Here is a 13,624-nt window from a genome sequence, read left to right as displayed (position 1 = left end):
AGGGCCACGGCGGCCCGGCGGCGGGCGGTGACCGGCTCGGGCTCGTCCAGCGCGTACTGGGCGGCGGCCGCGACCGGGGCGGCGAGGCGGGCGCCGAGCGCGGTGAGGACGTCCAGCGCGCGGGCGTGGGTGTCCTCCCCGGCCGCGCTGTCGGGGAAGCGGGCCACGGCGGCGGGCCAGCCGGCCGGGAGCAGTGATCCGGCGAGGTCGGCGACGACGGTGACGTGGTCGGGCAGTATCCCGGCCGGGCTGACCAGGACGGTGTCGTGCGGGGCGTGCAGGGTGTCCCGCCAGGTCTCGTCACTGATCAGGTGCAGCCCCTCGGCGGCGGCCGCCTCCACGGCCTCGTGCAGCAGCTCGGGCAGGGCGACGGCGGCGGTGGGGTCGTCCGCGACGGACAGCACCAGCAGCCGTGGGTCGCCGCCCTCCGCGCGGACCCGGCGGACGGTCTCCAGCAGCGCGTACGGGTCGGGTATCCCGCCGCTGTCGGCCGGGGTCGGCACCGGGAAGAGGCGTCTGCCGAGCAGCCGGGCGACGGGCGCCCACCAGGTGGCGCGCGGGCGGGGGGCCAGGATGTCGCCGTGGTCCCCGGCGAGCGCGGCGATCAGCGCCAGCAGCAGCGGGGGCGCGCCGGGGGCGAGGGTCACGTGGTGGGGGGCGCAGGGCAGCGAGCGCCGGGTCCAGTAGCCGCAGGCGGCCTCCAGCAGTGCCGGGCCGCCGCCGGCGGGCTGGGTCGCGCCGTGGTGTTCGGCGGCGGCGAGCCGGTCGGCGAGTTCCGGGAGGACGGGCAGGCCGTCGGCGGGGAACGGGGGGCCGTAGCGGACCGGGCCGTGGCCCTCGGGTTCCCTCCGCCGCATCTCCGCCTCCGCACGGTCCGTGTGCCGAATCCCCTGTGCCCCCGGTGTCCGGTGCCCTGTGGCGGGTGCGCAGGGTGCCTGCTGATGGTGTCCTCGGGGAGGTGTGTACCCGCCGAACGGCCCGGCATGGCTCGTGGCCGGCCTCGTCCCGGTCACAGCGGCCTCCGGTACCCGCTCCTCAGCGCCCGGCCGGGCGCCTGCGGCGGTACAGCCGGTACCCCGCTCCGGCGGCCGCGGCGGCGATCAGCGCACCGCCCGCGGCGAGGGCGGGTACCGAGTCGGAGAAGGTGCCGCCGGCCCCGGCCTGCACGCCGTGCTCCACGGTGGGCGGGTCGTCCTTCGCGGGGGCGGATTCCCAGCTCTGGCCTTCCTCCTCGCCGTCGTCCCAGGCCGCACCGTCTCCGCCCCCGCCCGTCTTCCCGGCCGAGGTCTCCGCGCAGTCCTTCGCGCCGCCGCTGCGCTCCGGGGCGGTGGGCGCCGCGCTCAGGAACGGCGCTCCGGACAGCGGAGCGTCGTAGGACTTGCCGGGTGACTTGGGCGCGGAGGCGGCGGGGTCCTCGCAGGGCGCGCCCGGCTCGGCGGACGCGGGCCCGGCTATGACGAGCGTGGCGCCGGCCAGGGCGGCGGCGGTGGAGAGGGCGCGTACGGTGCGGCGCATGGGGCGGGCTCCTCGCGGTACGGCGGTCGGGGCACGCGTTTCGTGCCCTCCCTGCCATCAGAGCCCCCTGGGCGCCACCCCGCCCGCCGCCGGACCCCATTCGCGGGACACGGACGACACCCAACGGGTGACACCGGCCCTCGCGGCCACCGCGGATCTCACGTCTCCCCCGGCTCCCCGCAGCCCCGTTCTCGGGCGCCCTCGCGGGTGCGGCCCGCGCTCACCAGGCGGCGCGGATTGCGGCGCAGGTACTCGCCCTCCAACTGGGCCATGCGTTCGTTGTGGGCGCGCAGGGCGTCGTTCGAGCCGTACAGCAGGGTGTCGTGGCGTGTGCGGTGGATCGTCTCCAGCTCTTTCATGAGCTGCTGGTCGTCCAGTCGGCTGGGGTCGACTCCGGTCATGGTGGTGCCCCCGCTCGTCGTGTTCCGCGGTCCCGAGGTCCACTGGTCCTGAGGTCCACTGTACGAAGATCCCGCTCCCCCGGCCTCCGCGCGCGCACCCCGGCGGCGGCACAAGAAAGGCGCGCTTCGGGGTAAGGGGTCGAACATGAGCGCAGATGTCGACCTCACCGCTGTCCCGGCCACCGGCCGCACCGTCCTGCGCCGGCTCCTGGCGGCCGATGCCCGGCTCTTCGAGGTGGCCGCCCGGCGGAACTGGCCCGGTGCCCAGAAGGTGCTGCCCCGCCTGAGCCGCAGCGCCAACCACGGCGTGCTGTGGTTCGCGGCGGCCGGCGCGATCGCCGCCACCCGTACTCCGAGGGCGCGCCGGGCGGCCGTGCGGGGGCTCGCCTCGCTGAGCCTCGCCTCGCTGACCGTCAACACCCTCGGCAAGCGGTCGGTGCGCCGCACCCGGCCGGTGCTGGACCCGGTGCCGCTGTCCCGGCGGCTCAAGCGGCAGCCCATCACCACCTCCTTCCCGTCCGGTCACTCCGCCTCGGCCGCCGCCTTCGCGGCCGGGGTCGCGCTGGAGTCCCCGGCGTGGGGTGCGGCGGTGGCTCCGGTGGCGTTCGCGGTGGCGACGTCGCGGGTGTACACCGGTGCGCACTTCCCCAGCGACGTGCTGGCCGGTGCGGCGCTCGGGGTCGGGGCCGCGTTCGTGGTGCGCAAGCTGGTGCCGACGCGGGCGGCCGCCCGCCCGGTGGCCCGGCCGCGCGCGGACGCCCCGGCGCTGCCGGACGGCGAGGGCCTGGTGATGGTCGCCAACCGCGCCTCGGGCACCGCGGACCGGGTGAGCGCGCTGCACGACGCGCTGCCGCTGGCGGAGATCGTGGAGTGCGAGCCCGAGGAGGTCCGGGCCGAGCTGGCCAAGGCGGCGGCGCGGGCACGGGTCCTCGGGGTGTGCGGCGGCGACGGCACGGTGAACGCGGGCGCGGAGGTCGCCCTGCTGCACGATCTGCCGCTGGCGGTGCTGCCCGGCGGCACCCTGAACCACTTCGCGTACGACCTCGGGGTGGAGGACGCCGCCGGACTGGCCGCCGCCGTCCGCGCGGGCGAGGCGGTCCAGGTGGACGTCGGCAAGTTCACCGCCGACGACCGCTCCAGCGTCTTCCTGAACACGCTGAGCCTGGGCGTCTACCCCGAGCTGGTGCGCGAGCGCGAGCACTGGTCGCCCCGGATCGGCGGCTGGGCGGCCGGGGTGCTGGGCGCGGTGAAGGTGCTGCGCAGGGACCGGCATCCGCTGGTGGTCGAGGCGGCCGGCAAGCGGCACCCGCTGTGGATGCTGTTCGTCGGCAACGGCGTCTACCGCCGCAGCGGCCTGGGCGCCGGGCGCCGTACGGAGCTGTCGGACGGCCCGCTGGACGTACGGGTGGTGCACGGCAACGGCTGGCCGACGCTGCGTCTGCTGGCGGCCGCCGTGGCGGGCCCGCTCAGCCGGTCCCAGGGCCACGCGGCGGTCCAGCTCGGCCGGCTGCGCCTGTCGGGCCTCGCGCCGGGCACCCCGCTGGCGTACGACGGCGAGGTCACCTCGGTGTCCGGCACGGTGACGGTGGAGAAGCTGCCGGAGATCCTGACGGCGTACAGCCCGCGGCCCAACGTCGCCTGACGGTTCGTCAGTCCGTATCGCGGAACGGCGGTCTCAGCATCCGGGTGGCGGGCGTACCGTGACGTCATGCCGGAGACACGCGAGACCGCCGTCTACACCCATGGGCACCACGAGTCGGTGCTGCGTTCGCACACCTGGCGCACGGCCGCCAACTCGGCCGCGTACCTGCTCGGTTCGCTCGAACCGGACATGCGCGTCCTCGACATCGGCTGCGGCCCCGGCACCATCACCGCCGACCTCGCCGCCCTGGTCCCCGACGGCCGGGTGACCGGCGCCGACCGCGCCCCCGGCGTCCTGGAGCAGGCCCGCGCCACCGCCGAGGGGCGGGGTCTGGCCAACGTGGACTTCGAGGTGGCCGACGTACACACCCTCGACCACCCCGACGGCACCTTCGACGTGGTTCACGCCCATCAGGTGCTCCAGCACGTGGGCGACCCGGTGGGCGCGCTGCGCGAGATGGCCAGGGTGACCCGGCCCGGCGGTCTGGTCGCGGTGCGCGACGCGGACTACGCGGCCATGACCTGGTACCCGGCCGTGCCCGGCCTGGACGACTGGCTGGACCTGTACCGGCGCGTCGCGCGGGCCAACGGCGGCGAACCGGACGCCGGCCGGCGGCTGCGGAGCTGGGCGCTGGCGGCGGGGCTGAGTGACATCACAGCGACCTCGGGCACCTGGACGTACGCCACCCCCGAGGAACGCGCCTGGTGGAGCGGCCTGTGGGCGGACCGTACGCTCGCCTCCGCCTACGCCGACCGCGCGGTGCAGGGCGGCCACGCCACGCCCGAGGAGCTGCGCGCGATGTCCGGGGCGTGGCGGGAGTGGGGGCTGCGGGAGGACGGCTGGTTCGCCGTCCTGCACGGGGAGATCCTGTGCCGCAAGCCGGCCTGAGCACCGCAAGCCTGCCTGAGCACCACGGCGGGCGCCGCCGGAGCGACGCCCGCCACAGCGGAGACCCGGCCTAGCTCACCACGGCCTCGCCCACCAGCAGCCGCGCGGTGGCCGCGATGTTCGCGGCGTCGATGCCGGCCGCGTGCAACTGCTCGTCGGGCGCGGCGGAACCCGGCATCGTCCGGACCGCGAGGCGGACCAGGCGCGGCACGGGACGCCCGTCGGTGAAGGCTTCCACGACCGCGTCGCCGATGCCGCCCTCCTCGTGGTGGTCCTCGACCGTCACCAGGCAGCCGGTGTCGTCGGCGGTCCGGCGCAGCGTCTCCACGTCGACGGGCTTGACCGAGTACAGGTCGATGACCCGGACCTTGATGCCCTCCTCCGCGAGCTTGTCGGCGGCCGTCAGCGCCTCCTGCACGGTCACCCCGGCCGCGACGACGGTCAGCCGGTCCTCCTCGCTGGAGCGCAGCACCTTGCTGCCGCCGATGGGGAACTCCTCGTCGGCGTCGTAGATGACCGGGCTCTCGCCGCGCGAGGTGCGGAGGTAGCGGATGCCGTCCAGGTCGGCCATGGACGCGACCAGCCGGGCGGTCTGGTTGGCGTCGCAGGGGTAGAGCACGGTGGAGCCGTACACGGACCGGAACATCGCCAGGTCCTCCACGCCCATCTGGGAAGGGCCGTCCTGCCCGATGGCCACGCCCGCGTGCGAGCCGACCAGGTTGATCGAGGCGTCGCTGATGGAGGCCATGCGCACGAAATCGTAGGCGCGGCTGAAGAAGGCGGCGAAGGTGGACGCGTACGGCACCCAGCCGCGTGCCGACATGCCGACCGCCGAGGCGACCATCTGCTGCTCGGCGATGAAGGACTCGAAGAAGCGTTCGGGGTGCTCCTCGGCGAAGACGCCGGTGCGGGTGGAGTCGCCGACCTCGCCGTCCAGGGCGACGACGTCACCGCGGGCGGTGCCGAGCGCCGCGAGCGCCTTGCCGAAGGCGTCGCGGGTGGCGACCTCCTCGCCCTTGTCGAAGCGGGGCAGGCTCAGCGGCTCGTGGGCGAGCTTCTCCCGAGTCGCGGCAGGCGGCTCGCTGACGTGGACGCGGAGGTCGCGGGGGCCGCCCAGTTCCTCGATGGCCTCCTTGGCGTCGGGCAGCGGCTTGCCGTGCTTGCCCTCCTTGTCCTCCACGGCGGCGACGCCCTTGCCCTTGAGGGTCCGGGCGATGATCGCGGTGGGGCGGTCCTTGGTGGACTCGGCCTCGCTGTAGGCGCGGTCGATGGCGGCGACGTCATGGCCGTCGATCTCGACGGTGTGCCAGCCGAACGCCTGGAAGCGGCGGGCATAGGCGTCCAGGTCGTGACCGTGCCGGGTCTGGCCGCGCTGGCCGAGCCGGTTGACGTCCACGATGACGGTGAGGTTGTCCAGCTTCTCGTACGCGGCTGCCTCGGCGGCCTCCCAGACCGAACCCTCGGCCATCTCGCTGTCGCCGCACACCACCCAGACGCGGTAGTCGGAGTGCTCCAGCCGCTTGCCCGCGAGCGCGATGCCGACGCCGACCGGGAAGCCCTGGCCGAGGGAGCCGGTGGCCGTCTCCACCCAGGGCAGCCTGCGCGGGGTCGGGTGGCCCTCCAGACGGCTGCCGAGCTTGCGGAAGGTGAGCAGTTCGGCGTCGTCGATGGCGCCGGCCGCCTTGAAGACCGCGTACATCAGCGGGGACGCGTGTCCCTTGGAGAGGATGAAGCGGTCGTTGGCGGGGTGGTCGGGGCGTTCGAAGTCGTAGCGCAGATGGTTGGCGAGCAGCACGGCCATCAGGTCGGCGGCGGACATCGAGGAGGTGGGGTGTCCGGATGCCGCGGCGTCTGCGGCGCGGACGCTGTCCACCCGCAACTGCTGCCCGAGTTCGGCGAGTTCGTCGTTGTTCATGGGTCTCCTTTCCGCGGGTCCGAGGCGACTCGGACGGTCCTCGGCAAACCGGGCGGGTCGCCCGGCCCCCGGCGAGCCCCGACCCGTCACGGTGTGTGACCGGCCGCGGGCGCCCCGGTGGTGCGGTTCGTCCGAGGTCTTCCGCGTAACCGGGGTGACGGCACCCAAACCACCTCCACGTCACCCGGCCGCCGCGCACGCCCCCGATGCGCGGCGACGGCCTGTGCGCACCCGGCTGCCCCAACTAGGCTCCTGGGCATGGAGATTCTTGGCGCCACCCTGCGCATCTGCGTCGACGACCTCGAGACCGCGGTCCCGTTCTACGAGCGGCTGGCGGGCGGTACGGCCCTGCGCTTCGAGCGCGGCGGGGTGAGGGTCGCCGCGATCGGGTCGTTCCTGCTGATGAGCGGGCCGGAGGCGGAGCTGGAGGTGCTGCGCAAGGTGACGGCGACGATCGCCGTGAAGGACGTCGAGGAGGCGCACCGGCTGCTCGCGGACCTGGGCGCGCAGATCATCGCGGGCCCGGTACCGACACCGGTGGGCCGGAACCTGCTGGTGATGCACCCGGACGGCACGGTCTTCGAGTACGCCGACCAGTCGTCGGCCTGAGGGGGGATTCAGCCCCGCATCTCCGCGGTGAGCGCCCAGCGCTCGTGGTCGCGCCATTCGCCCTCGACCTGGATCATGGCGGGCGAGAACCCCTCGAGCCGGAACCCGGCGCCGCGCGCGAGCGCGATGGACGCGGTGTTGCCGGGCTGCACGTTGATCTCCAGCCGGTGCAGCCCGAGCGGCCCGAAGGCGTACCCGATCACCAGCTCGAGACCCTCCCGCATCAGCCCCCGCCCGGCCGCGTGCGCGAACGCCCCGTACCCGAGCGCCCCGCACTGGAAGCCGCCCCGGACGATGTTGTTGATGTTGATGAACCCGGCGATGTCCCCGCTGTCCCTCTCGCACACCAGGAACCCGGCCCGCCCCGCGTCCCCGAGCAGCCGCCCGGCGTAGGTGGCGTACGCCTCGTCGCTGTCGGGCACCACCAGCCACGGCCGGTGCAGATCCTTGCTCTCCCTGGCCCGCGCGGTGAACTCACCGCCGTCCTCCATCCGGAACCGGCGGACGGCCACCCGGGGGCCCTGGGCGAGGTAGTGGGGTTCGGTGTGGGGCATGCGGCCAGGGTACGCCGGGCCACTGGCCGGAAGTCACCGCAGGGCGGGCTCCTCCAGGGTCAACGTGCCCGCGTCCGCGTCCAGTTCGGCCGCCATGCCGAAGGGGATCGTCAGGGCGTCCGGGCAGTGCCCGAACCCGGCGCCCTCGAGGACCGGGATGCCGAGCGGGGCCAGCCGGTCGGCGAGCATCGGGCGGAGGGAGTCGTACGGGTCGCAGTCCTGCCAGGAGCCGAGGAGGATGCCGCGGACCTCGTCCAGCCAGCCGGCGCGGAGGAGCTGGGTGAGGTACCGGTCCAGGCGGTAGGTCTCCTCGCCCACGTCCTCCAGGCAGAGCAGGCCGCCACGGGCGGAGGGACGGGCGTGCGGGGTGCCGAGTTCCGCCGCGAGGAGGGAGAGGCAGCCGCCGAGGGTGGTGCCCCGGCCGCGGCCGGGAACGAGGGGCTTGCCGTCGGTGGTGATCCGCTGGACCCTCTCCGGGGTGAAGAGGGTCGCGTGGAGGTGTTCGCGGGCGCGTTCGCTGCCGATGAAGTCGATTCCGGCGGCCATCGGGCCGTGCAGGGTGACCAGGCCCAGACGGGTGGCGAACGCCTCGTGCAGGGCGGTGATGTCGCTGAAGCCGACGAACACCTTCGGGCCGGCCGCCCGCATCGCCTCCCAGTCGAGCAGATCGGCCATCCGCTGGGCGCCGTAACCGCCGCGCGCGCAGAGCACCGCATCGACCGAGGGGTCGCACCAGGCCCGCTGGAGGTCCTCGGCCCGGTCGGCGTCGGTACCCGCGAGGTAGCCGAACTGGCCGTGCCGGTCCAGCACATGGGGTGCGGCGACCGGGTCGAGGCCCCAGCCGCGCAGCACGTCGAGGCCAGCGCGCAGCCGTTCGTCGGGCACCGGCCCGCTGGGCGCGACCACGGCCACGCGGGCGCCGGGGGCGAGACGGGTGGGGCGCTTCAGTTGCTTCACGTGCCGAGCTCCAGTTTCGGGACGCCGGGCAGGTCGAACCCGAACACCTGGGCGTACAGGGACAGTTCGGCCTCCATCGCGCGGACCATGGTGTCGGCGCGGCGGAAGCCGTGGCCCTCGCCGGCGAAGGCCAGGTAGGCGTGCGGGACGCCCCGGTCCGCGATGCGGTCGAGGAAGTGCTCGCACTGCTCGGGCGCGCAGATCACGTCGTCCAGCCCCTGGAGGAGCAGGAAGGGGGCGGTGAGCCGGTCGGCGCGGTGGGCGGGCGAGCGCTCGGCGTAGCGGTCGGGCACCTCGGCGAAGGGGCCGACGAGGGACTCCAGGTAGCGCGACTCGAAGTCGTGGGTGCGGCCGGGGCCCCAGGTGGTGAGGTCCAGGATCGGGTAGCTGATCGTGCCGCAGGCGTAGACGTCGGTGCCGGTCAGCGAGGCAGCGGTGGTCCAGCCGCCCGCGCTGCCGCCCCGGATCGCCAGCCGGTCCCGGTCGGCCGTGCCCTCCTCGGCCAGCGCCAGGGCCACCGTCGCGCAGTCCTCCACGTCGACCACGCCCCACTGGTGCCGCAACCGCTCGCGGTACTCACGCCCGTACCCGGTGGAGCCGCCGTAGTTGACCTCGGTGACTCCGATGCCGCGTGAGGTGAAGGCGGCGATGGCGAGGTCCAGTACAAGCGGGACCCGGCTGGTCGGGCCGCCGTGCGCCCAGATCACGTAGGGCGGCAACTCGTCGTCGGGTCCGGTGACCACGGGGTGCCGGGGCGGATAGACGTGCGCGTGCACCTCGCGGCCGCCGGGTCCGGTGAAGGTGCGGACCTCCGGCTCGGGGTAGTAGGCGGGGTCGACGGGGTCCCGGTGCCGGGCGCCGACCGTGCGGGCGCGGCCGGTGCCGGTGTCCAGCTCGATCACCTCGTACCCGGTGCGCGGACTCGCGCCGATGGCCGCGACCCGGCTTCCGTGGGCGGCGAGGGAGGAGTCGAACTCGGTCCAGGGACCGGCCGCGTCGGCGATCTCACCGGTCTCCGGGTCGAGTATCCCGAGCACGGCTGCCCCGCGGCCGTGCAGCACCGCGAGCAGCCCGTCGGCCAGGGGCGCGAACCAGCGCTGGCCGGGCTTCCACAGCGGGCCGGCGAACTCCTCCTGGCGCGGGCACAGCGGTACGCCGTCGCGGTACAGGTTCCACCAGCCGCCCCGGTCGCTCGCGTACAGCAACCGCCCGTCCGGCGCCCACTCCACCTGGGCGATCGACTCCTCGTCGCCCCCGGCGACCGTGCGCACGTCCCGGAACCGGCCGTCGTCACCGATCTCCGCGACGAGCAGCTCGGTGCCGTCCCACGGCATGCGCGGGTGGTCCCAGGCGAGCCACGCGGCCCGGCGTCCGTCCGGGGAGACGCGGGCGCCGGTGACGAACCGGTGCCGGCCATCGGTGAGTTCGCGTACGGCCGACCGGTCCTCGGCGGCCGAGCCGTCCAGCGGTACGGCGGCCAGTACGCGCCGTACGTCACCGCTGCCCTCGCCGGTGAACTCCTCCAGCACGCAACGGACTTCGTTGCGTCCTGGGTCCAACTCCGATTCGGCCCAGCGCAGCCCGCCGCCCACCGGGGAGAGCGGGGTCAGCGGGACCGGCTCGCCTCCGGGCTCGTAGCGGTAGAGCCGCTGGTCGGCGAAGTGGGTGAAGACGACCAGGGGGCGATCCGGGCCGGGAGCGGCGGTCCAGGGGCGTCCGCCGTACTCGTGGACGCGGTTGCGCACGTTCCACGGCGGCGGCAGCACCGGCTCCTCGGCACCGGCCGCCGTGCGGCGCACCAGGGCGCGGCGGCCGCCCTCGGCGGGCCGGGGCTCGGTCCACCAGACCTCGTCCCCGACGAACCCCACCCACTCGGGGTGTCCGTCGTGCGCGGCGGCGAGCGCCGCGTCGATCGGCGACGGCCAGGAACCGTACGGCTGGACCAGCATCTCTTCCCCCATCTCGTCAGGCCGTCCGCAGGAAGCGGTCGAGGACGCGGACGCCGAACCGGAGCGCCTCCACGGGCACCCGCTCGTCCACGCCGTGGAACAGCGCCTGGTAGTCGAAGCCTTCGGGCAGCCGCAGCGGGGCGAACCCGTAGCCGGTGATACCGAGCCGGGAGAACTGCTTGGCGTCGGTGCCGCCGGACATGCAGTACGGGACGACGTGCGCGCCGGGCGCGAACTCCTCCACGGCAGCGCGCATCCTGCCGAACAGCGGTGCGTCCACCGGGGCCTGGAGGGCGACCTCGCGGTGCACGTACTCCCAGTCGACGTCCGGTCCGGTGAGCCGGTCCAGGGTGGACTCGAACTCCTCCTCGCCGCCCGGCAGGAAGCGTCCGTCGATGTGCGCGTGGGCCTCGCCCGGGATGACGTTGACCTTGTAACCGGCGTCCAGCATCGTCGGGTTGGCGCTGTTGCGGACGGTCGCCTCGACCAGCTTGGCGGCTGGGCCGAGCTTGTCGAGCAGCAGCTCCATGTCGTCGAAGTCGGCCTCCACGCCGTACAGGTCCGCCAGTTCGGTGAGCGCGGCCCGCACGGTCGGGGTGATGCGCAGCGGCCACTCGTGCTCGCCGATCCGGGTGACGGCGGCGGCGAGCCGGGTCACCGCGTTCTCCCGGTTCACCTTGGAGCCGTGTCCGGCGCGGCCGCCCGCGCTGAGCCGCAGCCAGCCGGTGCCCCGCTCCCCCGCCGCTACGGGATAGATCTCGCGCCCGGTGCCGTCGTGGAAGGTGAAGGCCCCCGACTCCCCGATGGCCTCCGTACAGCCTTCGAACAGCTCGGGGTGCCGGTCGGCAAGGAAGCCGGAGCCGTCCTCCGCGCTGGCCTCCTCGTCGGCGGTGAAGGCGATGACGAGGTCCCGGCGCGGCCGCACGCCCTGCCGGGCCCAGCCGCGCAGCACCGCCAGGATCATCGCGTCCATGTTCTTCATGTCGACGGCGCCACGCCCCCAGACCACACCGTCACGGACCTCGCCGGAGAAGGGGTGCACGCTCCAGTCGGCGGGCTCGGCCGGCACCACGTCCAGATGGCCGTGCACCAGCAGCGCGTCGGCGGACGGGTCGGTGCCGGCGACGCGGGCGACGACGTTGCCGCGCCCCGGTGTCCGCTCCAGCACCAGCGGTTCGAGACCGGCACCGGCCAGGCGCTCGGCCGCGTACTCGGCGGCCGGCCGCTCCCGGCAGTCGCCGCCGCCCCGGTTGGTGGTGTCGATCCGGATCAGCTCGGAGGTGAACTCGACCACCTCGTCCAGCGCGCGCTGGTCAGCCATACTGCTCCTCCACGGCGGCCGAGGCGATCGTGGTGACCGCCTTGAACGTGCGAATTGCCTCGTACATCGTGCCGTTGGTGTACGCCACCTTCCGCTCCCCGGTCCGCAGCACCCCCGGCACCACGGTGACAGCCATCGCCAGATGCTCGGCGTCGAACTCGACGGCGACCGTGAACGGCCCCTGATCCAGAGGCGCTTGCCGCACGGCGAGCCGCGCCCCCTCCTTGGCCGCGGCGCGGATGTCGGCGGCGGTGCGGGCCGGGGTGCGGCAGACGGCCGCGTACCGCGACACATGGTCCTTGACCGCGACCTTCAGCGCCTCCGGCGCGTAGCCGAGCGCGTCCTCGCAGGCCAGGTCGTCCCCGGTGACCAGCACCACCGGCACCCCGTACTCCGCGACGACGTGCGCGTTGAGCAGGCCCTCGCTGGCGCGTACGTCGTTCAGCCAGACCCCGGTGATCTGGTTGGCGAGGTAGGTGTGGGCGAGGACGCCCTCCATGCCGGCGCCCGCGTGGTAGCCGATGAACGCGATGCCGTCGACGTCGCCGTGCTGGACGCCCTCCACCATGGACAGCGACTTGTGCCGCCCGGTCAGCATCTCGACCCGCTCGTCCAGCTTCTCCAGCAGGAGGTTCCGCATGGTCGAGTGCGCCTCGTTGACGAGCACCTGGTCGGCGCCACCGTCGAAGAAGCCCTGGGCGGCGGCGTTCACGTCGGAGGTGAACATCCCCCGACAGCGCTCCCACTGCGGCGTCCCCGGCAGCACGTCGGCCGGCCAGGTGACCCCGGTGGCACCTTCCATGTCGGCACTGATGAGGATCTTCATGCCGCGCAGGTTACGCGCCCGGCCCGGCGGCGGCTACGACCCGGTCCCCGGCCGCCGCCCGGCACGGGCCGTTCTCACTCGCGCGCCAGCACGAACCACCTGGCCGGCAGGTCGATGCGGGTGCCGTCCGGGAAGTGCTCCGTCTGCGGCAGGACCGTCTCACCGGTGGCCAGGATCTTCAGGCCCGCCCCGGTCAGCAGACGGGGGATCTCCTCGTCCCCGGCGTCCGCGGGCTTGAGGTCGTGGTGGAAGACGCGGCGGAGCTTCGGCGGGGGCCCGGCGGGACCGGAGGCCGCACGCTGGAGGACGTCACGGGACGCGGAGGTCAGTTCCACGACGAAGGCCCGGCCCGCCTCCCCGAGCAGCTCGGCCACGGCGGCGGCGACCAGGGGCCGGGCCGCGGGCTCGCTCTGGTGGATGACGGCGCGCATGTAGACGTTGCTGTCCCCGAGCCGGTCGTGCAGGTCGCGCACGGCGTCGGTGTCGGTCAGGTCGAGCTGCTCGAACTCGGCGGCGGCCCCGGCCGTGGCACGGCGGGCGTGGTCGATCGCCGCGTCCGAGAGATCGACGCCGACCGCGCGGGCGAACCGGGTGGCGAGGTAGCGGGTCTGGGTGCCGTTGCCGCAGCCGAGGTCCACGATGACGCGGCCGGCCTCGGCGTGGGGCAGCAGGAGATCGCTGTGGGGCTCGGCGGTCAGCGACGGGTCGGAGTCCCAGATCGCGTCCCCCCGCTCGTCGGAGGTCTCCCGCCAGTAACTCTCCCAGTTGGAGCGGTAGTCGTCGGAAACGTTCACTGCGATCTCCCCAAGGTCGGTGCCATGATCGGGATATCGCGCCGACTGCCCCGGGACAAGGGGTCCAAGGGCCCCTTTTACGGAATCAGCGCCTGCTCGAACCAGACCGTCTTGCGGTGCCCGCTCGTCGTCGCGCCCCACTCCTTCGCCAGCCGGCTGACCACGCCGAGGCCCCGGCCCGCCTCGTCGTCCGGTCCGGCGGTGCGCATGTCAGGCAGCTCCGGTTCCTCGTCCGTGACCTCGAACAGCAGGT

General features: G+C 74.3%; 13 protein-coding genes and 1 pseudogene. 3 read left to right on the top strand and 11 right to left on the bottom strand.

All coding sequences use genetic code 11. The annotated features are described in order from the left end of the window. The 3 genes and pseudogenes from GT030_RS23935 to GT030_RS23930 form a co-directional block, all read right to left on the bottom strand. On the bottom strand, window positions 1-857 hold an 857-nt coding region (locus GT030_RS23935), incomplete at its 3' end, for an aminotransferase class I/II-fold pyridoxal phosphate-dependent enzyme (RefSeq protein WP_161202870.1). 178 nt (window positions 858-1,035) lie between these two features. Continuing rightward, window positions 1,036-1,515, bottom strand: coding sequence for a hypothetical protein (locus GT030_RS35825; RefSeq protein ID WP_202460492.1), 480 nt, complete (start codon window positions 1,513-1,515; stop codon window positions 1,036-1,038). Between the two features lie 158 nt (window positions 1,516-1,673). After that, window positions 1,674-1,959: pseudogene (locus tag GT030_RS23930) on the bottom strand (DUF6158 family protein). A gap of 102 nt (window positions 1,960-2,061) precedes the next feature. Here GT030_RS23930 and GT030_RS23925 point away from each other — a divergent pair. Both GT030_RS23925 and GT030_RS23920 read left to right on the top strand, forming a co-directional pair. Further along, on the top strand, window positions 2,062-3,558 hold the full coding sequence (locus GT030_RS23925) for a bifunctional phosphatase PAP2/diacylglycerol kinase family protein (RefSeq protein WP_161202869.1): 1,497 nt from the start codon (window positions 2,062-2,064) through the stop codon (window positions 3,556-3,558). Window positions 3,559-3,624: 66 nt separating this feature from the next. Continuing rightward, window positions 3,625-4,446, top strand: a complete 822-nt coding sequence (locus GT030_RS23920; protein ID WP_161202868.1) for a class I SAM-dependent methyltransferase — start codon at window positions 3,625-3,627, stop codon at window positions 4,444-4,446. A gap of 70 nt (window positions 4,447-4,516) precedes the next feature. Here the strand turns inward: GT030_RS23920 and GT030_RS23915 are convergent, their stop codons facing one another. Continuing rightward, on the bottom strand, window positions 4,517-6,451 hold the full coding sequence (locus tag GT030_RS23915; protein WP_346009728.1) for a transketolase: 1,935 nt from the start codon (window positions 6,449-6,451) through the stop codon (window positions 4,517-4,519). A 168-nt stretch (window positions 6,452-6,619) separates the two neighbouring features. On the opposite strand from GT030_RS23915, the gene GT030_RS23910 reads away from it, so the two are divergent. Next, window positions 6,620-6,970: a VOC family protein gene (locus GT030_RS23910; RefSeq protein ID WP_161202866.1), complete on the top strand. Its 351-nt coding sequence runs from the start codon at window positions 6,620-6,622 to the stop codon at window positions 6,968-6,970. 8 nt (window positions 6,971-6,978) lie between these two features. On the opposite strand, the gene GT030_RS23905 is transcribed toward GT030_RS23910, so the two are convergent. The 7 genes from GT030_RS23905 to GT030_RS23875 form a co-directional block, all read right to left on the bottom strand. Continuing rightward, window positions 6,979-7,524 (bottom strand): GNAT family protein, encoded by a 546-nt coding sequence (locus tag GT030_RS23905; protein WP_161202865.1) that lies wholly within the window; start codon window positions 7,522-7,524, stop codon window positions 6,979-6,981. Between the two features lie 33 nt (window positions 7,525-7,557). Next, a complete protein-coding gene (locus GT030_RS23900; RefSeq protein ID WP_161202864.1) occupies window positions 7,558-8,481 on the bottom strand; it encodes an LD-carboxypeptidase in 924 nt (307 codons plus the stop codon). After that, window positions 8,478-10,442: a prolyl oligopeptidase family serine peptidase gene (locus tag GT030_RS23895; RefSeq protein WP_161202863.1), complete on the bottom strand. Its 1,965-nt coding sequence runs from the start codon at window positions 10,440-10,442 to the stop codon at window positions 8,478-8,480. Before GT030_RS23895 ends, GT030_RS23900 begins: the two co-directional genes overlap by 4 nt. 4 nt (window positions 10,443-10,446) lie before the next feature. After that, window positions 10,447-11,751 carry a M20/M25/M40 family metallo-hydrolase gene (locus GT030_RS23890; RefSeq protein ID WP_161202862.1) on the bottom strand — a complete coding sequence of 435 codons (1,305 nt, stop codon included), beginning with the start codon at window positions 11,749-11,751 and terminating at the stop codon, window positions 10,447-10,449. Then, window positions 11,744-12,577 carry a M55 family metallopeptidase gene (locus GT030_RS23885; protein ID WP_161202861.1) on the bottom strand — a complete coding sequence of 278 codons (834 nt, stop codon included), beginning with the start codon at window positions 12,575-12,577 and terminating at the stop codon, window positions 11,744-11,746. Before GT030_RS23885 ends, GT030_RS23890 begins: the two co-directional genes overlap by 8 nt. 74 nt (window positions 12,578-12,651) lie before the next feature. Further along, complete coding sequence (locus GT030_RS23880) at window positions 12,652-13,371, bottom strand: class I SAM-dependent methyltransferase (RefSeq protein ID WP_161202860.1); 720 nt, start codon at window positions 13,369-13,371, stop codon at window positions 12,652-12,654. Between the two features lie 77 nt (window positions 13,372-13,448). Then, window positions 13,449-13,624, bottom strand: a 176-nt coding sequence (locus GT030_RS23875; protein ID WP_161202859.1) for an ATP-binding protein, incomplete at its 5' end; no start/stop codon positions are given.

Source organism: Streptomyces sp. SID1328 (assembly GCF_009865595.1).
Classification (GTDB): Bacteria; Actinomycetota; Actinomycetes; order Streptomycetales; family Streptomycetaceae; genus Streptomyces; species Streptomyces griseoluteus.
Note: the sequence above shows the minus strand (reverse complement) of the source record. Positions and strands in the feature narration are given on the sequence as shown.